General features: G+C 62.9%; 16 protein-coding genes. 11 read left to right on the top strand and 5 right to left on the bottom strand.

Annotated elements, in window-relative coordinates; genetic code table 11:
- Positions 1 to 43: 43 nt before the first annotated feature.
- The 4 genes from G7Y51_RS01015 to cobM all read left to right on the top strand — a co-directional run bounded on the left by G7Y51_RS01015 (position 44) and on the right by cobM (position 4,543).
- Entirely contained in the window at positions 44 to 913 is an 870-nt protein-coding gene (locus G7Y51_RS01015) for a hypothetical protein (protein ID WP_165174602.1), read from the top strand.
- Entirely contained in the window at positions 903 to 2,216 is a 1,314-nt protein-coding gene (cbiD, locus tag G7Y51_RS01010) for a cobalt-precorrin-5B (C(1))-methyltransferase CbiD (RefSeq protein ID WP_165174561.1), read from the top strand. The genes G7Y51_RS01015 and cbiD overlap by 11 nt, the downstream gene beginning before the upstream one ends.
- The gene (cbiE, locus tag G7Y51_RS01005; RefSeq protein WP_165174560.1) at positions 2,213 to 3,646 is read left to right on the top strand and encodes a precorrin-6y C5,15-methyltransferase (decarboxylating) subunit CbiE; all 1,434 of its coding nucleotides are present in this window, start codon (positions 2,213 to 2,215) and stop codon (positions 3,644 to 3,646) included. The genes cbiD and cbiE overlap by 4 nt, the downstream gene beginning before the upstream one ends.
- A 111-nt stretch (positions 3,647 to 3,757) precedes the next feature.
- Positions 3,758 to 4,543 carry a precorrin-4 C(11)-methyltransferase gene (cobM, locus tag G7Y51_RS01000; protein ID WP_165174559.1) on the top strand — a complete coding sequence of 262 codons (786 nt, stop codon included), beginning with the start codon at positions 3,758 to 3,760 and terminating at the stop codon, positions 4,541 to 4,543.
- A 593-nt stretch (positions 4,544 to 5,136) separates the two neighbouring features.
- Here cobM and G7Y51_RS00995 read toward each other — a convergent pair.
- Positions 5,137 to 5,418, bottom strand: a complete 282-nt coding sequence (locus G7Y51_RS00995) for a hypothetical protein (RefSeq protein WP_165174558.1) — start codon at positions 5,416 to 5,418, stop codon at positions 5,137 to 5,139.
- Positions 5,419 to 6,248: 830 nt separating this feature from the next.
- Between G7Y51_RS00995 and G7Y51_RS00990 the strand changes: the two genes are divergently transcribed.
- The 4 genes from G7Y51_RS00990 (at position 6,249) to G7Y51_RS00975 (ending at position 11,241) form a co-directional block, all read left to right on the top strand.
- On the top strand, positions 6,249 to 7,091 hold the full coding sequence (locus tag G7Y51_RS00990) for a sulfide/dihydroorotate dehydrogenase-like FAD/NAD-binding protein (protein ID WP_165068741.1): 843 nt from the start codon (positions 6,249 to 6,251) through the stop codon (positions 7,089 to 7,091).
- A complete protein-coding gene (gene gltA / locus G7Y51_RS00985) occupies positions 7,081 to 8,499 on the top strand; it encodes an NADPH-dependent glutamate synthase (protein WP_165174557.1) in 1,419 nt (472 codons plus the stop codon). The genes G7Y51_RS00990 and gltA overlap by 11 nt, the downstream gene beginning before the upstream one ends.
- A 152-nt stretch (positions 8,500 to 8,651) precedes the next feature.
- Positions 8,652 to 9,488, top strand: a complete 837-nt coding sequence (locus G7Y51_RS00980) for a histidinol-phosphatase (RefSeq protein ID WP_165174556.1) — start codon at positions 8,652 to 8,654, stop codon at positions 9,486 to 9,488.
- Positions 9,489 to 9,705: 217 nt separating this feature from the next.
- Positions 9,706 to 11,241 (top strand): ATP-binding cassette domain-containing protein, encoded by a 1,536-nt coding sequence (locus G7Y51_RS00975; RefSeq protein ID WP_165174555.1) that lies wholly within the window; start codon positions 9,706 to 9,708, stop codon positions 11,239 to 11,241.
- 165 nt (positions 11,242 to 11,406) lie between these two features.
- Here G7Y51_RS00975 and G7Y51_RS00970 read toward each other — a convergent pair whose 3' ends face one another.
- Positions 11,407 to 12,093 (bottom strand): DedA family protein, encoded by a 687-nt coding sequence (locus G7Y51_RS00970; RefSeq protein ID WP_165174554.1) that lies wholly within the window; start codon positions 12,091 to 12,093, stop codon positions 11,407 to 11,409.
- A 157-nt stretch (positions 12,094 to 12,250) separates the two neighbouring features.
- Here G7Y51_RS00970 and G7Y51_RS00965 point away from each other — a divergent pair, with 157 nt between their 5' ends.
- The 3 genes from G7Y51_RS00965 (at position 12,251) to G7Y51_RS00955 (ending at position 14,815) form a co-directional block, all read left to right on the top strand.
- Positions 12,251 to 13,390: a hypothetical protein gene (locus tag G7Y51_RS00965; protein ID WP_206214222.1), complete on the top strand. Its 1,140-nt coding sequence runs from the start codon at positions 12,251 to 12,253 to the stop codon at positions 13,388 to 13,390.
- Positions 13,391 to 13,652: 262 nt separating this feature from the next.
- Complete coding sequence (locus G7Y51_RS00960; RefSeq protein WP_165174553.1) at positions 13,653 to 14,219, top strand: hypothetical protein; 567 nt, start codon at positions 13,653 to 13,655, stop codon at positions 14,217 to 14,219.
- A 191-nt stretch (positions 14,220 to 14,410) separates the two neighbouring features.
- Positions 14,411 to 14,815 (top strand): hypothetical protein, encoded by a 405-nt coding sequence (locus G7Y51_RS00955; RefSeq protein WP_165174552.1) that lies wholly within the window; start codon positions 14,411 to 14,413, stop codon positions 14,813 to 14,815.
- A gap of 170 nt (positions 14,816 to 14,985) precedes the next feature.
- Here G7Y51_RS00955 and crcB read toward each other — a convergent pair whose 3' ends face one another.
- The 3 genes from crcB to ldhH all read right to left on the bottom strand — a co-directional run bounded on the left by crcB (position 14,986) and on the right by ldhH (position 19,655).
- The gene (gene crcB / locus G7Y51_RS00950) at positions 14,986 to 15,387 is read right to left on the bottom strand and encodes a fluoride efflux transporter CrcB (RefSeq protein ID WP_165174551.1); all 402 of its coding nucleotides are present in this window, start codon (positions 15,385 to 15,387) and stop codon (positions 14,986 to 14,988) included.
- Positions 15,388 to 15,479: 92 nt separating this feature from the next.
- On the bottom strand, positions 15,480 to 17,168 hold the full coding sequence (locus G7Y51_RS00945; RefSeq protein ID WP_165174550.1) for an L-lactate permease: 1,689 nt from the start codon (positions 17,166 to 17,168) through the stop codon (positions 15,480 to 15,482).
- A gap of 336 nt (positions 17,169 to 17,504) precedes the next feature.
- Positions 17,505 to 19,655, bottom strand: coding sequence for an L-lactate dehydrogenase (quinone) large subunit LdhH (gene ldhH, locus G7Y51_RS00940; RefSeq protein WP_165174549.1), 2,151 nt, complete (start codon positions 19,653 to 19,655; stop codon positions 17,505 to 17,507).
- Positions 19,656 to 19,657 lie beyond the last annotated feature (2 nt).

The raw sequence follows: 19,657 nt of genomic DNA, 5'->3' as shown, positions 1-19,657 counted from the left end.
GCCGCGGGATGGCGCATCGTTTATGCAAAGCAAGGAAGTCGGCATGCCCGCACTGAACTTTTCCAAATGGAGCCCCGGCGGCAACACGACCCTGCTTTTCCCGGCAGAAGGCAGAAGCAGCCGCGAGCAGGCCCGGCTGGCCCGTGCGGCGCTGCATCCGCAGTATCTGGGGGGCGAGCAGGCGGGTTTTACGGATCAGCGCGAGCTGCGTCTGCGCATGGCCGGAGGCGAATTTTGCGTCAATGCCTCCCGGGCGTTCGGCGCGCTGCTGGCCTTCTCGGAGGAGGCCCGCGCCTTGCGCCAGGGCTCCTTGGCCGGCGCGGCAAAGCGCGCGGCCGCTGCTGTGGATATGGTGGAACGCCGGTATGAGGTGCGGGTTTCCGGCTGGCAGAGCCCGCTGCGTCTTTTTACGCGCGGCTGCGCTCCGCTCTGGCAGGTTGAGGCGAGGCTGCGCATGCCGGCCTGCCCGATCACGCCCCTGGGTGAGGGGCTGCATCTGGTGCGTCTGCCGGGCATTTCCCATCTTCTGCTCAATGCCGCGGTGCATTGCCTTCCCGAAGATTGCGCGGCTGCCGCCGCCCTGCTGCGCGAGCGGCACGGCCTGGCTGCCGAGGCCGCGGCAGGGGTGATCTGGTGGCGCGAGCGCCAGGGGCAACTGGACATGCTGCCCCTGGTTCATGTGCGCGACGCGCAGACCACCTGCCTGGAAAGCGCCTGCGGATCGGGCGCGCTGGCCCTGGCGCTCTGCCTGGCCCGATCGGGATCGCGCAGGAGCTTTTCGATTATGCAGCCCGGCGGATCGGCCCTGGATGTGCGGCTGTTCACGGAAGGGCAGGAAAATCTGGCGGCCGTGGACGGTCCTGTTTCCCTGGTGGCTCAGGGACGCGTCTGGCTGCCGGAGGATGAGGCCTGAACAGGCCGTGACGCGCCATTCGCACGCTCAGCCGCTGCGCGAGGGCTTTACCACGGGCACAGCTGCCACAGGCGCGGCTCTGGCCGCGTTGATCCTGCTCTGCGAGGGTCGCGCCCCGCATACGGTGCGCGTGCCCCTGCCGCCGTTCACGCCGCCGCCTCACGGGCAAAAAGCCGTATTCGCGGGGAGTTGCCCGAACAAATGGCGTCTGTTGCCCGTGGCCTGTTGCGCGCCCGGCCTTGCGCCGGAGCTTGGGGATCGGCGCGTGACCCCGCACGCCGCGCATGCCGCGCAAGAGTCGCCCGGCGCGAGCCAATGCCGCATTGCGCACGCCTGCGTCCGCAAAGACGGCGGCGATGATCCCGACGCCACCTCCGGCGCGCTGATCACGGCCACTGTTGTGTTCCGCGGGGCGGATTTTGCAACAGACGCCGGCAGTCAGGTTCCGATTGTCCGGCAGGATCCCGGCGCGGAGCCGCGCCATAGGCCCGAAGAGCCCGGCTTCGTGCAGATTGAGGGCGGCCCCGGCGTGGGCAGGGTCACCTTGCCGGGCCTGCCCGTGCCCGTGGGCAGAGCGGCCATCAATCCCGTGCCGCAGGAGCAGATCCGTTTTGCCCTGAGCCTGTATGCCGCGGAGCGCGCGCCGTTGCGCTGCCCGCCGCTGCTGGTCATTGTCAGCGTGCCCCAGGGCCGGGAAATCGCCCGGCGCACGTTTAATCCGCGCCTGGGCATTGTGGGCGGCATTTCCATTCTGGGCACTCAGGGCACAGTGCGGCCCTTCAGCCATGCGGCCTGGCGGGCCACCATCGAGCAGGGCCTGAGCGTGGCCTTGGCCACAGGCTGCCGAACCGTGTGCCTGACTACCGGGCGGCGTTCGGAAAAGCTGCTCATGGCCCGCTATCCGCAGCTTGCGCCCCAGAGTTTCGTGCAGGTCGCTGATTTTGCGCGCTTTTCGCTGCGCGCGGCCGGGTCTTTGCCCTTTTCGCGGATACTTTGGGGCTGTTTTTTCGGCAAGCTGGTCAAATTGGCCCAGGGGCACGCCTCCACCCATGCCCGCGACGCCGCGCTGGACATGGCGGATCTGGCCGAAATCTGCGCCCGCCAGGGTCTGGCCTGCGCCGGCGATGTGGCCCGCTGTGTGACGGCGGCCCACGCTTTGGAGCATATTCTGGCGGATCCGGCCGGTCCGGCGGCGCTCACGGCCGTGGGCCGCCGCGCGGCCCGCACGGCGCGGAACTTCGCGGGGCGTCCCGTGGGTCTGCATCTTTTCCACACTGACGGCAGGGAATTGCTGGCGTTATGAAAAAACAGGCTGCGCTCCCCGGCATTGATGTTGCCGAAGTTCAGGAATCTCTTTCCGGCTCCTGCGCGGAGCGGCCGGAGGCGGACACCGGGCAGGCCGCGGCCTGCCCGGTCCCGGAGCCGGACGGCTGGCCGCCCCTGACCACAATGCTGCACTCGCTTTTTGTCTTTGAGCCGACCACGCCCGCGCCGGAACCAATCACCGTGCTGGGCCTGGCCTGCGGCTGCGGCCGGGATCTTGCGGCCCTGCCCCCGGAACAGCGCGCCCTGGTGGAAAAGGCTGACGTGATCTGCGGCGGCAAGGCCCTGCTGGCCGGTTTCGCCGCAGCCAAAGCCCGCGTTCTGCCTCTGACCGCGCCGCTGGAGCCTGTGCTCAGCCGTTTGAGCCAGTTGCGCGCCGCCGGTGAGCGTGTGCTGGTGCTAGCCGACGGCGATCCCCTTTTTTTCGGCATCGGCGCGACGCTTGCCCGCCAGTTGGGCCCGGAAACCGTGCGCCTGCTCCCGGCCGTGAGCTCCTTGCAACAGGCATGCGCGCGACTGGCCCTGCCCTGGCACAAGGTAATCTGCCTCTCGCTGCACGGGCGCGACGATCTCGGTCCCCTGAACAGGGCCGCAGGCAAGGATGCGCCGCTCTGCATCCTGACCGATGCGCGCATGACCCCGGACGTGCTGGCCCGGCATCTGCTGGATCGCGGGGTGGACTGGTTCACGGCCCATATTTTCGAGCGCATGGGCGCGCCGGATGAGGCGCATCACCAGCTCAGTCTTTCGGAAACGGCCTGCCGCGCTTTCGGCCCGGCCTGCACCCTGCTGCTGGTTCCCAACGACAGGCCGCGCGCGCCGTATCTGGGCCTGGACACGACGCAGCTTGCCGTTGAAGGCAACCTGATAACCAAACGGCCGGTGCGCGCCGCCGCGCTTTCCCTGCTGCGGATTAAACCGCGTCATGTGGTCTGGGATATCGGCTCAGGCTCCGGCGCAATGGCTCTGGAGGCCGTTGTGCTGGCCCATGAAGGCCGTGTCGTGGCTGTGGAGCGATCCGCCGGGCGGGCCATCAGCATCCAGGAAAACCGCCGCCGCTTCGGGGCCGCCACGCTGGATGTCTGCCTGGGGCAGGCCCCGGAATGTCTGCCCGCCCTCCCGGACCCGCAACGGGTCTTTATCGGCGGCGGATTGTCAGGCGAAGACGCCGAAGATATTCTGGGGCATGTCTGCCACCGCCTGCCGCCGGGCGGGCGGCTTGTGGCCGCGTGCGTGCTGCTGGATACGCTCTGCGGCAGCCGCCGCTTTCTGGAACGTCTGGGCTGGCCGCTGGAGATCGTCCAGATCCAGGCTTCCGAGGCTCGCGAGCTGGGCGGGGATCTGCATCTGGCGGCGCTGAATCCGGTTTTTCTGCTGGCCGCGCAAAAACCCGCGCACAACGCGAGCTGATCAATCCCCTCTGCCTGCCCGCAGCCCGCGCGCCGCACGGCAAACGCCGCGCCGGGGTGCAGGCGGTCACGCCGGGCAGCCTCGCAACGCCGACGCAAAAAAGGAGTACCGATGCCCACAGCGGAAAACAAGCAAGACACGGTGCGGCCGGGTCTGGTTTCTTTTGTCGGAGCCGGACCCGGGGATCCCGAACTGCTGACCGTCAAGGGGCGCAAAGCCATTGAGCAGGCCGGGCTGGTGCTCTATGCCGGTTCCCTGGTCCCCCCGGCAGTGGTGGCCTGCGCCGGAGCCGGGGCCAGAGTGGCGGATTCCGCGCCCCTGACGCTGGCGGAATGTCATGCTCTGGTCCGCGATGCGGCTCTGGCCGGAGAGAACGTGGCCCGCGTGCACACGGGCGATCCCTCCCTCTATGGCGCGCTGCGCGAGCAGGCTGCCCTGCTGGACCGGGACCGCATCCCCTGGCGGGTGATTCCCGGAGTTACAGCGGCCTGCGCGGCCGCGGCCGCCGCGGGCGTGACCTTTACCGTGCCGGAAGCGACCCAGAGCCTGATCATCAGCCGCATGGAGGGCCGCACGCCCGTGCCTGAACGTGAGCGCCTGGCCGCCCTGGCCGCGCACAAAACTTCTTTGGCCATCTATCTTTCCGCGCACGAGGCCCAGGCCTTGCAGGAAGAGCTCTCCCGCAGCCTGCCCCCGGAAACGCCGGTGCTCTGCGCCTATCGGGTGGGCTGGCCCGAGGAGAAACTGATCCGCACCCGCCTTGGCGAGCTGGCCGACAGCGTGGCGGCGCACGGCATTACCCGGCAGGTTGTTTTTCTCGTTCTGCCCGCTGCCTTGAAAAAAGGCGCGGCCTCGCGCCTGTATGCCGAAGATTTCAAGCACGGATTCCGGAAGTAGAACAAAGTACCTGTAAATTTTTCCAACTTGCAACGTTTCCGTTTCGGGAAAAAACAGAGTTTTTCCCGGAAGCAACGTCCATGAGCGAGCCAGAGCGGTTTGCTGTTGAAAACGGCAACCGCTCTGGCGGCCGCGGGAGCGGACGCCCGCGCCGAATGAGCGTCCAGACCGCGTTCTGGACGCGAAATGATGGCAGCGCCGCTTTTGAAATTGAATAATTTCAAAAGCAAAATGCTCTAGAGGCGGCCCGTTTCGCAGGGTCCCATCTCGCAGCGCCGCAAGGAGGACAAGGCGTAGAGCACAGCCCGGCACCAAAAAAGGGAGAGGCCCCCACGGCCCCTCCCTGGTTTTGAGCGGAGAATCAACTGGATGGCGAATCGGTTGCGAATCCCCCTCATGTCACGGAAACATGACGGTATGTTGAGGTTGCTGCCGCGCTTGCGGCGCGGATTTTTCCACATGCGGCCTTGCCGCCGCGCTTGCGGCGGCCGTTTTTCAGAGCATTTCACAGTGCGGCTGCGAATGCCCTTTGTGCCAGCGGGCCGTATTGCGTCACGGCCTGGCGGCATGGTCGGCGGGCATGATGATCGGCTTTACTGCTCGCACGCCTCCGGGCTCTTGTGCACCAGGGCCAGAGCCAGGCGCGCCAGGGGGCTTGCCGGAGCGGCATGCCCCTTGTGCAGCCGGTTTTTCACAAAACCGGCCATATCCAGGGCCAGTGCCGCATCGTCCAGAACAAAACGGCTGGCCCCTCTGTTTTCTTCCAATACCGCAAGATAGCGCGAAACCTGCGCCAATTCCTCTTGCGCGCCGGGATCGAAGCTGTCCGGCTGCTTTTTGTCCGTTCGGGATTCGTCGGTACGTATAAGCGACATGACCATTCCTCCCTGAATGGATCATTGCTTCCCTGCAATGGGGGTCGCCTGACTCGCCTCCTTTACGGTTATACGCTCTCCCCTTTCCCCACTCAACATTTTTCTTATCGGCAAGCCCAAAATTTACCTTAGGAATTTTTTTAAAAAAAATTTTCACTGAGCGTTCAATCAAGAAATGGCAAGGCTATCTGCCTGCCAGCGCTGTGAAAAAAAAGATTTGCGCGGCCGCGGGCGCTTGCCAGGGAGCTTTTTCATGGATACTATGCCTGCAACAATCATAAATCAGCGTGCCGGGCAAAGCCTCGCCTTGCCCGACGCCGGTTCTGCACAGCAAGGCCGCGCCCGCGGCCAGACGTTACCTGCGCGCGGATTCTCCCCCAATGGGATGCGCGCGGGCGTGCGGATCCGGCAAAGCAAAACGGCGCTCCACGCCGCGCGGGCCGGGCCGCGAGTCTTTTTCCGGCCCCTTCGCGGGGCGGCGCTCTTGGGGGCCGTCGGAGCGTTTCGCCGCCATTCCAACCCGTGATGCTTCCATGCTGACCGTTTTGAGCCTCCCCGCGGTTCATAACCCTTTCGGCGGAAAAGCGCGGTTTTTTTTGCCGAATTCACATTGCCTCGCAGCCGGCGCACGTGCGTCGGCGGAGTGTTTTGCTGAAACGCTCCGGGGCCTGTCCGCACCACGGGCAACGCCGCTCTCTGCCGGAAAAGAAAGGCTTTTTATGGGGAGAGCGCACTCCGGCGTAACGCGAACGCAATAAAAACAGGTATTGCGTGGGCGCAAACAAACGGAGCGTCGCGGGGGCAGGCTCACAAGCAGCACAGGAGAGTCTATGCCGACACCCATTCTGCACAAGGAAAGCCTGATCCCGGGCAAAACCAGCAAACTGGTGCTCCATGCGCCGCAGATCGCCCAAAAAGCGCGGCCCGGGCATTTCGTCATGCTGCGCATGAACCCGCAGGGCGAACGCATCCCTCTGACCATCGCGGATACGGATGCCGCCAACGGCACCATCACCATCGTCTATCTGGTTATGGGCAAGAGCACTGCCGTGCTGGAAACGTTCAAGGAAGGTGACGCCATCCTGGACGTCTGCGGCCCTCTGGGCCATCCCACGCACATTGAAAAACACGGCACCGTGATCTGTGTGGGCGGCGGCACGGGCATTGCCGCCATGCACCACATTGCCAAGGGCCACTCCCGCGCCGGCAACCGGGTGGTCGGCATTATCGGCGCGCGCAGCAAGGATTTGCTGCTCTTTGAAAAAGAGCTTTCCTCCTTTGCCGACGAATTGCTGATCTCCACGGACGACGGCAGCCGCGGCCACAAGGGCCTGGTCACGGATCTGCTGCGCGATCGGCTGGAAGCGGACAAGACCGTGTCCGAGGTGGTGGCCGTGGGTCCGGTGCCCATGATGGCCGCGGTGGCCGACACCACCCGCCCCTTCGGCGTGAAGACCACGGTCAGCCTCAACCCGATCATGGTGGACGGCATCGGCATGTGCGGCGCCTGCCGCGTGAGCGTGGGCGGCAAAACCAAATTCGCCTGCGTGGACGGCCCGGAATTTGACGGGCATGAAGTGGACTTTCCCGAATTGCGCCGCCGTCTTTCCGCTTACCGCGAACAGGAAAAAATCTCCATTGACTCATACAGCAGGTGCGGACATGGAAACTAAGAAGCCCAAAAAAAACCTTGCCCCCAGGGTGGACATGCCCTGCCAGCCCGCCGACGTGCGGCGCTCCAACTTTGCGGAAGTGGCCCTGGGCTATACCAGGGAAATGGCTGTTGCCGAGGCCTCCCGCTGCCTGCAGTGCAAAAAGCCGCTCTGCGTCACCGGCTGCCCGGTGGAAGTGCCCATCCGCGACTTCATCGCCGAAGTGGCGCGCGGCAACATGGACGCGGCGTACAGGATCATCAAGACCACCAACAGCCTGCCCGCGGTCTGCGGCCGGGTCTGCCCGCAGGAAAGCCAGTGCGAGGGCAAATGCATTCTCAAGGCCAAGGGCCAGCCCATTGCCATCGGCCGCCTGGAGCGCTTTGTGGCCGACACATACATTGCGACCACGGCCTGCGAGCAGGTTACCGGCGCCAATGCCTGCGCCGTGCCCCAATGCGGCAAAAAAGTGGCCTGCGTCGGATCGGGCCCGGCTTCCCTGACCTGCGCGGGCGTGTGCGCGGCCGCGGGAATCAAGGTGGACGTTTTTGAGGCTCTGCACGAGCCCGGCGGGGTGCTGATCTACGGCATCCCGGCCTTCCGTCTGCCCAAGAACGTGGTGGCCACGGAAATCAACGGCCTGCACAGCGCGGGCGTGGATTTTCATCTGAATTATGTGGGCGGCCGCACCGTGAGCGTGGAAGAGCTGCGCCAGGAATACGACGCGGTCTTCATTGGCGTGGGCGCGGGCCTGCCGGTCTTTCTGGGCGTGCCCGGCGAGAATCTGGTAGGCGTGTTTTCGGCCAACGAATACCTCACCCGCGTGAACCTGGGCCGGGCGTATGATTTCCCGAAGCAGGACACGCCGGCCTTTCCCGGCAAAAACGTGACGGTCTTCGGCGCGGGCAACGTGGCCATGGACGCGGCGCGCACCGCGCTGCGCATGGGCGCGAAAAACGTGCATATCGTCTACCGCCGCACCAAGACGGAAATGCCGGCCCGGCATGAGGAGATCGAGCACGCCGAGGAAGAGGGCGTGCAGTTCGCCATGCTTTCCGCGCCGCTGCGTTTCAACGGCGACGCGGAAATGCGCCTGACCTCGGTCACTCTGCAGAAGATGGAATTGGGCGAACCCGACGCATCGGGTCGTCGCCGCCCGGTGCCGATCAAGGATGAGGTTTACGATCTGCCCACGGATCTGGCCATTGTGGCCCTGGGCACGCGCTCCAATCCCATCTTGCTGGACGCCACGCCCGGCCTGGAACAAAACCAGTGGGGCTACATCAAAGTGAATGAGGAAAGCGGCGAGACGTCCCTGCCCAACGTCTTTGCCGGGGGCGACATCGTCACCGGCGCGGCCACGGTGATCCTGGCCATGGGCGCGGGGCGGCGGGCCGGGCAGGAAATCGTCAAAAGGCTGCTTGCCTGACGCCATGTTCTTTTGCCCGCTGGCTGTGTCAGGCCGCCTGCCTGCCTTGCCAGCGGACAAAATTCCTCTGGCGTTATGGGAGAGGAGGCAAGCTCCTCTCCCATAAATTTTTTTATTTTTTCCTGCAACTTGCGTATTTGGGGCAGCCGAAGATGCTCACAGTCGATCTGCATACCCACACCGCCTATTCCCACGGGGCGAACACGCCCGCGGAGATGTACGCCGCGGCCCTGGACAAGGGGCTGACGCTGCTGGGCTTTTCCGAGCACTCGCCGCGCCCGGAAGGCTTTGACTATCTGCATGAATACCGCGAGCAACTGACCCGGCGCCTGCCGGAGTACGTCCGCGAGGTGCTCGCGCTCAAAGCCGCGCCGCGTGAAGGGCAAGCCGGTCTCTGCCGCGTGCTCTTCGGCATGGAAATAGACTGGCTGGACGGCCGCGAGGACTTTACCCGCGCTTCCTGCGCAGCCCATGATTTCGATTACCTGCTGGGCAGCGTGCACTTTATCGGGCGCTGGGGCTTTGACGACGGCGCCGGGCCCTGGCAGACCTTTTCCCAGGAGGAATGCGAAGCGCAGTATCAGGCCTATTTCACGGCCTGGGAACAGATGCTGCGCTCCGGGCTCTTCAATATTGCGGCTCACCCGGATTTGATTAAAATTTTCTCTGTGGAGCAATTTCATATCTGGCTTGCCAGGCCGGAGAGCCTCCAACTGCTGCGCCGCTGCCTCACGGCCCTGCGCGACGCGGGCATGGCCATGGAAATTTCCTCCGCGGGTCTGCGCAAGGCCTGCCGCGAAATATACCCGGCCCCGCCGATCATGGCCCTGGCCGCCGAGCTGCATGTGCCCGTGAGCTTTGCCTCGGACGCTCACGGCGTTGACGACATTGCCTATGGCTTTGCGCGCCTGGCCTCCTACGCCAGGGCCTTTGGCTTTACGGAACATGTGATCTTTGAAAAGGGCCGCATGACGGCGCAGCCCTTCTAGAGCAGATTACCTTTGACTTTTTATGAAAGTCAAAGGTGGCATTCAGGCGAAAAACGCGGTTTTCGCCTGAATGTACGCCGCGTTGCGGCGGCTGCCGCTTTCGCGTCAGCAGAGCATTTTCAAAGTGAAAATGCTCTGGACGAGATTCCCGGCTCCCCCCCGTGAGCGACCGGATGGCGGCCCGCAGATCCCGGCCGCTTTTGACAAGAGTGCGCGTATGCCGAAAACCAGTCCGTTCCTTTCAGTACAGTCGTTGTCCGGCCCCGACGCGGCAGCGCCGCTGGTCACAGTGGATCACGTCAGTCTTTTTCTGCCCGGCGATCCTGCGCAGGAAACCGTACTGCACGGCATTGACTGGCAGATTGCGCGCGGCGGACACTGCGCCCTGCTGGGCCCCAACGGCTCAGGCAAGTCCACGCTTCTGCGCCTTTTGCACGGCGAGCTCTGGCCCGCGCAAGGCCATATCTACTGGCATACGGCGGAAGGAGCCGAAGAATCGCCTTTGGCCGGAAGAGCCATGAGCGCCCTGGTTTCTCCGTCCCAGCAGGAAACTTACCAGCGCCGGGCCTGGGAGATCACCGGCAGGGAGCTGCTGCTCACCGCTTTTGACGATACGCCTCTGCTTTATGCGCAAACGGCCGCCTGCCAGGAGGCTATCGTGGAAAAGACGGCCGCCCGTCTGCAGGCCGTGAGCCTCCTGGACCGGCTGGCGCCCACACTTTCCCAGGGCCAGCTGCGCCTGCTTCTGCTGGGACGGGCCCTTGTGCGCAAGCCTGCCCTGCTCTTGCTGGACGAGTGGGCCGACGGCCTGGACGCCGCGCACAGGCGCAGTATTGCCGACGCTCTGGAAGACTGCGCAAAAAACTGCACCGTGATTCTCACCGCGCACCGTCCCGGCGAGATACCGGCCTGGTGCCGCGGCCGCCTGTATGTTGACGCGGGCCGCCTCCATGCCGTTGCTCCGGCACAAAGCCGCGCGCCCGGCCCTGCCCCCTCCCCTGCCCCAAAGACCGGGCCGCGCGCGCCGCAGCCGGTCTCCAATGCCGACAGCCGCATTTTGCTGGATCTGGAAAACGTCTCGGTATTCATTGACCGGCGCAAGGTGTTACACAATCTCACCTGGAGCCTGCATGAAGGCGAGCACTGGCGCGTCACCGGGGCCAACGGTTCCGGCAAATCCACTCTTCTGCGCCTGCTGGCCGGTGATGCATTTGCGGCTGCCGGAGGCCGGATCCGCCGCTGGCTGCCGCGCCAGGGCGGCAGTGTGCAAACCCTGGCCGAGGTGCGCAAGGGCGTGCGGCTGGTCTCGGATCTTTCCCAGGCTCTCTATGGGTTCACGCTCAGCGGCCTGGAGCTGGTCTGCTCCGGCTTTGACAACAGTATCGGCCTGTACCGCCAATTTACAGAACACGAGAAAGACCAGGCCCTGCGCCTGATCCGTGCGCTTTTTCCGGAAGGCCGCGCGGACCGGGTGGCGGCCCAATCCATCCGCCTGCTCTCCACAGGCCAGGTGCGTCGCCTGTTCCTGGCCAGAGCCCTGACGGGCGATCCCGACATTCTGCTGCTGGACGAGCCCTGTTCCGGCCTGGACGCCGAAAGCCGCGCCCGCTACCTGGATGTGCTGGATACCGTGGCGGACCATCCTGAAAAGCGCATCCATCTCGTGTATGTTTCGCACCACGATGAGGACGCGCCGCTCTGCATCAATCGCGAAGCGCGCATGGAAGACGGACGCCTGACCGTGCTGCGCTGACCTCGTCCCGTCCCCCGAACGCCTGGCGCATGAGATGCGTCAAAAACTCCGCCATGCATTGCCTGCGCATTGCGGACGCCGCGCCGGCAAGCGCACAGGAATTTCAGCAGGCGGCGCTCCGCCGGCGCTGCGGCATGTTTCACTTTGGCGGCAGGGCAGACGCGCTCAGCCCGCGTCCGGGCCGCCGGCGGGATCAGTGCCGCCGCTTTTGCTCTTTGCGCGCCCCCATCTGGCGCGGATCACTTCAATCATTACCGGCAACACGGAAAGGACGATAATCGCATAGACGATCACACTGAAATTCTCGCGCACCCAGGCCAGATTGCCGAGAAAAAAGCCCGCGGAAACCAGCGCTCCCACCCAGAGCACGCAGCCGGAGACATTGAAGAAAAAAAAGGTGGTGGGATGCATCAGCGCAATGCCCGCCACAAAGGGCGCAAACGTGCGCACTATGGGAATGAAGCGGGCCAGTACAATAGCCTTGCCGCCGTGGCGCTCATAAAACTGATGGGCTTTGAGCAGATATTCCTTTTTGATGAAGCGGCTTTCCCGGGCGAAGATGGCCGGTCCCACATGCCGGCCGATGCAGTAATTCACCGCGTCGCCCAGAATACCGGCGGCCAGGAGAACAAGCATGACCTGGCCATAGCCCATGAGCCCGGCCCCGGCTACCACTCCGGAGGCGAAAAGCAAGGAATCGCCGGGCAGAAAGGGCGTGACCACAAGGCCTGTCTCGCAAAAAATAATAATGAACAAAATTGCGTAGATCCACAGCCCGTACTGCTCCACAAGCTCAAACAAATGTACGTCGATGTGCAGCACAAAGTCCAAAAAATGGCTGATCATCTCCATGAGATGAGGTCTCCTTGCCCTTGAGCTTCCACAGCAGAGGGACTTTAGAGCATATTGCTTTTAAAACGCTCTACGTTACAGGATACCGGTCTTGCGGGAAAAGCCCGCCCGGTCGCCACTCTTGTACAGCAAGGCGGCTTGTGGCACAACAACAGCCATGCGCCGTCCCTTTGGCTTCTTTTCGTTTTTGATCGTTTTGCTGCTGCCGCTCGCGGCCGCATGGCCCGCGGCCGCCGCGGACTCCTATCATGTGGGCTTTCGGACAGTGGGAGAATGGTCGGCCGAGAACAAGCTGCGGCTGGACATCAACGTATGGTATCCTTCCATCCGCCCGGCGCGCCTGTTGAATTACGCGCCCTGGGAAATTTCGGCGGCGCCGGGCGGCAAAGCCGTTGCGGGGCGCTTTCCTCTGCTGCTGCTTTCCCACGCTTCGCCCGGCACCCGCTTTTCCTATCATGAAACAGCGGCCTGGCTGGCCTCCTGCGGTTTTGTCGTTGCCGCGCCCACTCATTGGGGCGACTGCATGGACAATATGGATCTGCTGTTCACCTGGCCGCAACTGGAAAGCAGAGCCCGTGAGCTCTCCGCCGTCATTGATCTGCTGTCGGCCAATGCGGAACTTGCGCCCAGCATCGACAAAAACCGCATCGGCGTCCTGGGCTTCGGCGCGGGTGGCGCTGCCGCGCTCCTGCTGGGCGGCGCTCTTCCCGACTGCGAAGGCTGGTCAGACTACTGTACCCGCGCCGGACGCCAGGACGTCTATTGCAATCCCTGGGCAAAGATCCGCATCGACAAGCTCTGCCGCAGCCTGCCGCTGACAAAAAGCCTGGCCGATCCGCGGATCAAGGCCGTGGCCGCCGCGGCTCCGGCCTTCGGCATGCTTTTCGGTTCTGCCTCGTTTCGTTTTTTTCATCCTCCGCTGCTCTTGATCGCTGCGGAAGCCGACACCATAAACCGGCCTGCCCGGCATGTGCGGGCCTTATATGAGCTGATGGACGTCAAGCCGCGCTATCTCAGCCTGCGGGATGCTGATGCCGGGGCCTTGATGTCCTCCTGCCCTGAATCTTTGGCAGCCGAGCTGCCGGAGCTCTGCCTGTCGGTCACGCCAAAACAGCGGCAAGACATCCATCGGCGTCTGGACGATGCGCTGAGCGATTTTTTTCTGCACTATCTGGGCAGCACGCAGAACCTGCCTGTCATTCCGCCTCCCCCTGACCTGACGCCTGCCCCGCAGCCTTCGGCCGTGCTGCCCGCCCCGCCTGCGAAACGCGCCGGGCAGCGCCCTTCCCGGCGTTGAACTGCAAGCCCGCCCACGCACACCTGCCGCGTTGCCTGGCGCGGGCGGCAAGCACGCCGCAACTTGCTTGACAAGGGGGAGCCGAATCACTAGCCTTTGAACTGGTCAGATCCCTCGGCGTCGGTTTGCCGCGCTCGCAAAGCGCCCGTACTTGCGAACAAAAAAGAAACGGCCCGGCCCCAGGCAGAGTAACACTCATGCCGGCAGTGGGCGATGAAAAAGACGCCCCGATGCGGCTGCATGGGAAGTTTCAGATAACGGCATGAAAAGAATCAGCGTTTGTGTGCTCTGTATTCTGCTGGCAGTGCTGTGTCAGGTTGTTCGCGCGGCAACGCCCTCCGGCAAGGCCGGATTCGGCGGCGAGGGATGGGTAATCATGCCCGCCGGCGCGCGCCCCGCGTACATGGGTATTCATGGCGGCACCATGCCTGTGAGCCTTTTGGTTTACGGCGACGGTTCCTCATTGGTTACCTTTGTGGGCCGGACAGGCAATGACTTTCTGGAAGTCCTGCGGCGAACGGATCTGCGCATGCCCAGCCTGCTCAACGCCACGACGGCGCGGCCGTTCAACGGCGGTCCGCCGTTTGCAGGCAATGGCACAGTGCTTATGGCAGGCAGCGCCGCGAGCAGCATGCCCGTGATTTATCTCACCGGCGAGGGGCTTGCGCGTATGGCTCTGGCCCCGGATCAACTACAGCCCTTCGGCCTCTCCGAGAAGCCCCTGTCCATTGAAGGGCAGGTGGCCAAGCCAGCTCATCTTTCTCCGGCCAAACGTTACCGTCTGCTTTTTCAGCCGCAGTATCTGCAACCACGCCGCAGCTTGAATTAGCAACTTTTGTCAGGCAAGCCCTCACGGCAGCTTCGGAGTTCAGTTCCTTCCCAGGGCGCTGGCTGAAGTGTCGGCTTTTTTTTGATAACAACTTGAAATTACTTCAATATCGTTTTATAAGTAAAAAAACATGGATTTTTGTAGAAGATGAACTATAATCAAACAAAATTCACCTGTACAGGAGCGAAACTATGCCCCTTTCCGCATATCAGGACGCCATGAAAAAGCTGTATTCCGCACGGCTGGCCCATGTTTCTTCAGACCCGACCCAGCTTTTGTTCTGCCGTGGCCTGAAATACCTTCTGGACCACACAGCCGTTTTTGACGCCTGCGTGGATGAGAACAATCCTTTTTACCAGGAATTCGTCAATCTGCTGAATACAGGTTTGAGCAATGATGAGGACTGCTTCAGCCTTTTCGAGTGCCTTGCCATCTTCTTTCGCCTCAAGCAACACGAGAATCCCGATCAGGCGCAGAGCGATATTGAGAAGCAAGTCCTCAACCATTTTGAAAACAGTGGCGAATGGCAGCCTCAGGACAACACCTTGGTCAGCCTCTGGTACTGGTGGCGCATTCCCTCGCTGCCCGCGAGCTAGAGCATTTTCTCTTTGAAAATGCTCTGCTGACGCGAAAGCGGCAGCCGCCGCAACGCGGCGTACATTCAGGCGAAAACCGCGTTTTTCGCCTGAATGCCACCTTTGACTTTCATAAAAAGTCAAAGGTAATCTGCTCTAGAACTTTTTGCCAGAGCGTTTAGCTAATTTCATTAGCTAAACGCTTTATTCAAAAAAAGCCGCAGCAGGGCGCATGTGCCTATGCCCAGAAAGGTCAGCAGCAGCGAACCGCACACATGCAGAACAACCGCGCTTGCGGCCCAGAACAATCTGCCTTGCTGGATCAGGCTGACTACTTCCGCTGAAAACGTGGAAAATGTGGTCAGCGCGCCCAAAAAGCCGGTGATTATCAGCAGACGCCATTCCGCGCCGATGGAAGGAAGAAGGGCGAATATGCCGACCGCAAGCCCGATGCAATAGCCTCCGAGCAGATTGGCCGCCAGAGTGCCTACAGGCAATGCGGGAAAAAGGGGATTCAGCGCAAGACTCAGCAGCCAGCGCAGCAGCGCCCCCGCCGAAGCGCCCGCGCAAATGGCGATCACGGATGGAAACATGAGCGGCACGGCTTTGTTACGCCGCCGCGCCCGGGCTCTCCCGCGCACTCTCCGGAGAGACCGGACGCGACCGCGTAGGTTACAGCTTAAGCTTAATAGACGTTGGGATTAGCCGCGACGAGCACCCAGCAGATGATGCCCACCACAACGCCATAGAGCAGGAAAGGCCAGAAGGTGCGCTTGAGCACTTCGCCTTCACGGCCGGAAAGGCCCACCACCGCGCAGGCCGCCACGATGTTGTGCACGCAGATCATATTGCCCATAGCTCCGCCGACCGCCTGCGCGGCCACGATGATTTGCGTGGGCAGATGCAGCGCGTGGGACATGTTCCACTGGAACTCGCCGAACATCAGGTCGGATACGGTATTGGAGCCGGTAATAAAGGCGCCGAGACCACCCACAAAGGCGGCCAGCACGGGCCAGATGCCGCCGGCGGCCTCGGCCACGGCCTGGGCCAGCGCCAGGGGCATGGACGGAGCGCCCAGGGGGTTGGTGGCGGATCCCCGGAAGATGGCGACCAGGGCCACGGCGAAAATCAGGGCGATGGTCGGCGCCTTCATCTTGCGGAAGCTTTCGGACCAGGCCGCGGAAACCGCGGAGCCGGGCATTTTGTGCAGCAGCACGGTCAACAGGGCCACCACGATAAAGAAGGTGCCGGGCACATAGAGGTAATCAATGCTGGCGCTCACGCCCTTGAAGCCCAGAATGTCGGTGAAGCTCAGCTTTTGCGCCGAGAGCCAGGCCTTGACGCCCAACTGGGGCACGCGGGAAATGACCAGCAGGGCGCAGATGAGCACATAGGGCAGCCAGGCCATGAACTGGCTCATGCGGGGCTGGAACTCGGTCTTGGTGTTCAGGGGCACGGTGCCGGACCAGGTGGGATCCCAGTCGCTGTGCGGCGCGAAGCCCCAGACGTCTTTGGGCACGCAAAAGCCCTTCTTGGTGCCCCAGATCACCACGGCCAGGCCGATCAGGCCGCCGAGCATGCCGGGGAATTCCGGCCCGAGCAGCCACGCGCAAAGCAGATAGGGAACCAGAAAACAGACCGCGGCGAACACGCAGTATTTCCAGGCGCGAAAACCAATGGCCCAGGACTTTTCAGCGCCGAAATAGCGGGTCAGAAAGCCGAGCATGAAAATGGTGATAATGATCGCCATGGGCGCATGCATAAAAGTGGCCCACTCGCCGATGGATTTGATGAAGGTTTCATAGTTGCTGAAGCCAAGACCGGGATTGGCGGCCACGGCCTCGGCCACCGGGCCCCTCAAAAAGCCGAAGCCCACGATGACAGGCGTGCCCACCGCGCCGAAAGTCACGGGCACGGAATTGAAAACCAGGCAAATCACGGCCGCGGCCATGGCCGGGAAGCCCAGAGCCAGCAGCAGGGGCGCGGCCAGGGCCGCAGGCGTGCCGAAGCCCGCCGCGCCTTCAATGAACGCGCCGAACATAAAGCCGATGATGATGGCCTGAAGACGACGGTCGCGGCTCACATTCTGCATGCCGTACTGGATGGTCTCCATGCCGCCGCTTTTTTCCAGGGTGTATAGAATAAGAATGGCGCCGAAGACAATGATCAACACGCCCACGGCTATGACCACGCCTTGCAGGGAAAGCGCCAAAAGATACATGACATCCAGTTTCCAGCCGATCAGGCCGCAGATCACGCAGGCCAGCCAGGCCACGGGCATGGCCCTCGTGGCGGGCCAGCGCAGGCCCACCATCAGTACCAAGGCCACAATGATGGGTATGACCGCCAATAACGCCAGCATTCCAATAGACATGGGCCCTCCTCTGTTTACAGACAAGCCGAGGCGGTTGGCGGCACACGATGCCGGACGGGCTTTTTCTCGCTCTGGCCAGCCTCTTTCTTGCCCCTACAAAACGCACAAAATGACTCCACTACTACTTTTCTGGTGTTACCCAAGATACCGCAAAAAAGCAAGGGCGCGCCGCTTTTTTTTGCAAACACGGCGCGCCCCCCGCACTAGAGAATTTTTTGATTGAAAATATCCATTTTCAATCACTTCGCTGTGAGCGTCAGCGGAGCATTTTCACGTTGCCACTGCCCTGAAATGCGCCGCCCTGCCTGAAGCAGGACGGCGCGCGGCATTCAGGGATCAGCGTTTCAGATTTTGGGCCAGCAGCTCCGCAATGTGATCGACCTTGACGTTGAGCCCCTGCTTTTCGGCGCCGCCCCGTAGCTGCATGACGCAGCCCGGGCAATCCACCACCATGCGGGTCGCCCTGGTCTCGCGGATGTTTTTCAGTTTCTTGTCCAGCAACTGCCCGGAAATTTCCGGGAACTTCATGGAATAGGTGCCGCCGAAGCCGCAGCAGACCTCTTCCTCCTCGCAGGGCACATACCGGGCCGCGTCCGCTATCAGCTCGCGCGGGGCCTCCTTGACGCCCAGCCCGCGGCACAAATGGCAGGAGGCATGGTAGGTCACTTTTTCGCCGGAGTTGACGAAATCCTCGGCTTTGAGCCCCAGCTTGTCGTGCACAAAGGAGCTGAAATCAATGATCTTGTCCGCAAAGGCCTTCGCGTCCGCCTGCATGGGGTCATCGGCCAGAAGTTCGGGGTAGCTGTGCTTGAGATGCGAAGCGCAGCTCGCGCAGAGCGTAATAATGTAGTCATAGTTGCCCGCGCTGAAGGCTCTTATGTTCTGCCTGGCCACTTCCAGCGAGGTTTTGCGCTGGCCCATCATCTCCAGGGGCAGGCCGCAGCAGCTCTGTTCCAGCGGAAAGTCCACGGCCACGTCCCTGGCGGCCAGAATTTGCACGCAGGCCTCAAGCTGCTCGGGATAGACGAAATCCTGGGCGCAGCCGCCGAAAAGCGCCACGCGGAACCGCGGGTTCACTGCCTTGGGCGCAATTTCCGGCCAGCGATCCCGGAACGACTTGCCGGCAATGGCCGGCAAAGCCTTGAAGCCGTGCTTGCCGAGGAAGATGGCGGGCAGATGGCGCTGGAACTGCGTGCCGCCGGTAAGGGGCTTCTGCGCGTATTTGGCGAATTTGAGCAGGCTGTGGAAGAGCTTGCGGTTCTTCATCACCGAAGCCAGCAACGCGGCCTGGGCCCCGCCGCCCTGCTCGTCCGTGAGGCGGCTGCGTATTTCGCGGATCAGACGCGGCAGGTCAATGCCGCCGGCGCAGACGTTCTTGCAGGCCTCGCAGCCCACGCAGTTCTGGCAGAGCACCTTGGCCTTGTCCTTGCCGTGGAAGAAATAGGTCAGGATCAGGCCGATGGCGCCGATGTAGATGTAACCCATCTTATGCCCGCCCACCAGGCGGAACACCGGGCAGACATTGGCGCAGGCCCCGCAGCGCACGCAGCGGAAGATCTGGGAGAAGAGCGGATCCTTGGCGATCTCCGTGCGGCCGTTGTCCAGAAAGACCACATGCATGATCTTCTTGTTGTCCGCATTGGCCGCGCAGGGGCCCGCCCCGCACATCCAGGTCACATAGGAGGTCAGGCGCTGGGCCGTGGCGTTGCGCGGCAGCACCAGCAGGGCGGTGAGCGCCTGATCCAGCGTGGGGATCAGCTTGTCCAGCCCGGCAATGGCCACATGCACGCGCGGCAGGGTGGTGACCATGCGGGCATTGCCCTCGTTGGTCACTGTGGATACTGCGCCGTTTTCGGCCACCGCGAAGTTGCAGCCGCTCACGCCCATATCCGCGGCGATGAACTTGCGGCGCAACTGCACGCGGGCCACTTTGACCAGCTTCTGCACGTCCGTTTCCTGTTTCTCGCCCGTGGCCTTGGTGAAATCGTCGGCCACCTGGTAGCGCGAAAGGTGAATGGCGGGCATGACCATGTGCGAGGGGCCTTCATGGCGCAGTTGGATGATCCACTCCCCAAGGTCGGTCTCGTCCACGATCAGGCCCTCGGCCTCCAGGGCGGGATTGAGCTGAATCTCCTCCGCGGTCATGGATTTGGATTTGACCACCCGCTTGACGTTATTTTCTTTGGCGATGCGGGCGATAATCCGGTTGGCCTCCTCGGCCGTGGCCGCGCGGTGCACATGCACGCCGCGCTTTTCCGCCTGCTCCTTGAATTGCGCGTACAGCTCTTCCATATGCTGGCAGGCGTAATCCTTGGCCTCGGCGATCTGGGCGATCAGCCTGCGTTCGTCCACATCCTGAAAAACGGCCTCGCGGTTGGCGCGGTAGGCCACGGCAAAAGTATCCAGCGTGCGCCGCAGAAAGTCGTCCTGCAGCGCTTCGTCGATTTGCTTGCGATAGTTGGCAAGGGTTTTGGGGGCTTCATGCATGA

It is taken from the genome of Desulfovibrio sp. ZJ369 (genome assembly GCF_011039085.1).
In the GTDB taxonomy this organism is placed as follows: Bacteria; Desulfobacterota; Desulfovibrionia; order Desulfovibrionales; family Desulfovibrionaceae; genus Desulfovibrio.
The sequence above is the reverse complement of the archived record's forward strand: the minus strand, read 5'-3'. Positions and strand labels throughout refer to the sequence as shown.

Coding starts and splice junctions, on each gene's coding strand:
- G7Y51_RS01015 (WP_165174602.1), top strand. CDS start 44: ATGCCCGCACTGAACTTTTCCAAATGGAGCCCCGGCGGCAACACGACC.
- cbiD (WP_165174561.1), top strand. CDS start 903: ATGAGGCCTGAACAGGCCGTGACGCGCCATTCGCACGCTCAGCCGCTG.
- cbiE (WP_165174560.1), top strand. CDS start 2,213: ATGAAAAAACAGGCTGCGCTCCCCGGCATTGATGTTGCCGAAGTTCAG.
- cobM (WP_165174559.1), top strand. CDS start 3,758: ATGCCCACAGCGGAAAACAAGCAAGACACGGTGCGGCCGGGTCTGGTT.
- G7Y51_RS00995 (WP_165174558.1), bottom strand. CDS start 5,418: ATGTCGCTTATACGTACCGACGAATCCCGAACGGACAAAAAGCAGCCG.
- G7Y51_RS00990 (WP_165068741.1), top strand. CDS start 6,249: ATGCCGACACCCATTCTGCACAAGGAAAGCCTGATCCCGGGCAAAACC.
- gltA (WP_165174557.1), top strand. CDS start 7,081: ATGGAAACTAAGAAGCCCAAAAAAAACCTTGCCCCCAGGGTGGACATG.
- G7Y51_RS00980 (WP_165174556.1), top strand. CDS start 8,652: ATGCTCACAGTCGATCTGCATACCCACACCGCCTATTCCCACGGGGCG.
- G7Y51_RS00975 (WP_165174555.1), top strand. CDS start 9,706: ATGCCGAAAACCAGTCCGTTCCTTTCAGTACAGTCGTTGTCCGGCCCC.
- G7Y51_RS00970 (WP_165174554.1), bottom strand. CDS start 12,093: ATGGAGATGATCAGCCATTTTTTGGACTTTGTGCTGCACATCGACGTA.
- G7Y51_RS00965 (WP_206214222.1), top strand. CDS start 12,251: ATGCGCCGTCCCTTTGGCTTCTTTTCGTTTTTGATCGTTTTGCTGCTG.
- G7Y51_RS00960 (WP_165174553.1), top strand. CDS start 13,653: ATGAAAAGAATCAGCGTTTGTGTGCTCTGTATTCTGCTGGCAGTGCTG.
- G7Y51_RS00955 (WP_165174552.1), top strand. CDS start 14,411: ATGCCCCTTTCCGCATATCAGGACGCCATGAAAAAGCTGTATTCCGCA.
- crcB (WP_165174551.1), bottom strand. CDS start 15,387: ATGTTTCCATCCGTGATCGCCATTTGCGCGGGCGCTTCGGCGGGGGCG.
- G7Y51_RS00945 (WP_165174550.1), bottom strand. CDS start 17,168: ATGTCTATTGGAATGCTGGCGTTATTGGCGGTCATACCCATCATTGTG.
- ldhH (WP_165174549.1), bottom strand. CDS start 19,655: ATGCATGAAGCCCCCAAAACCCTTGCCAACTATCGCAAGCAAATCGAC.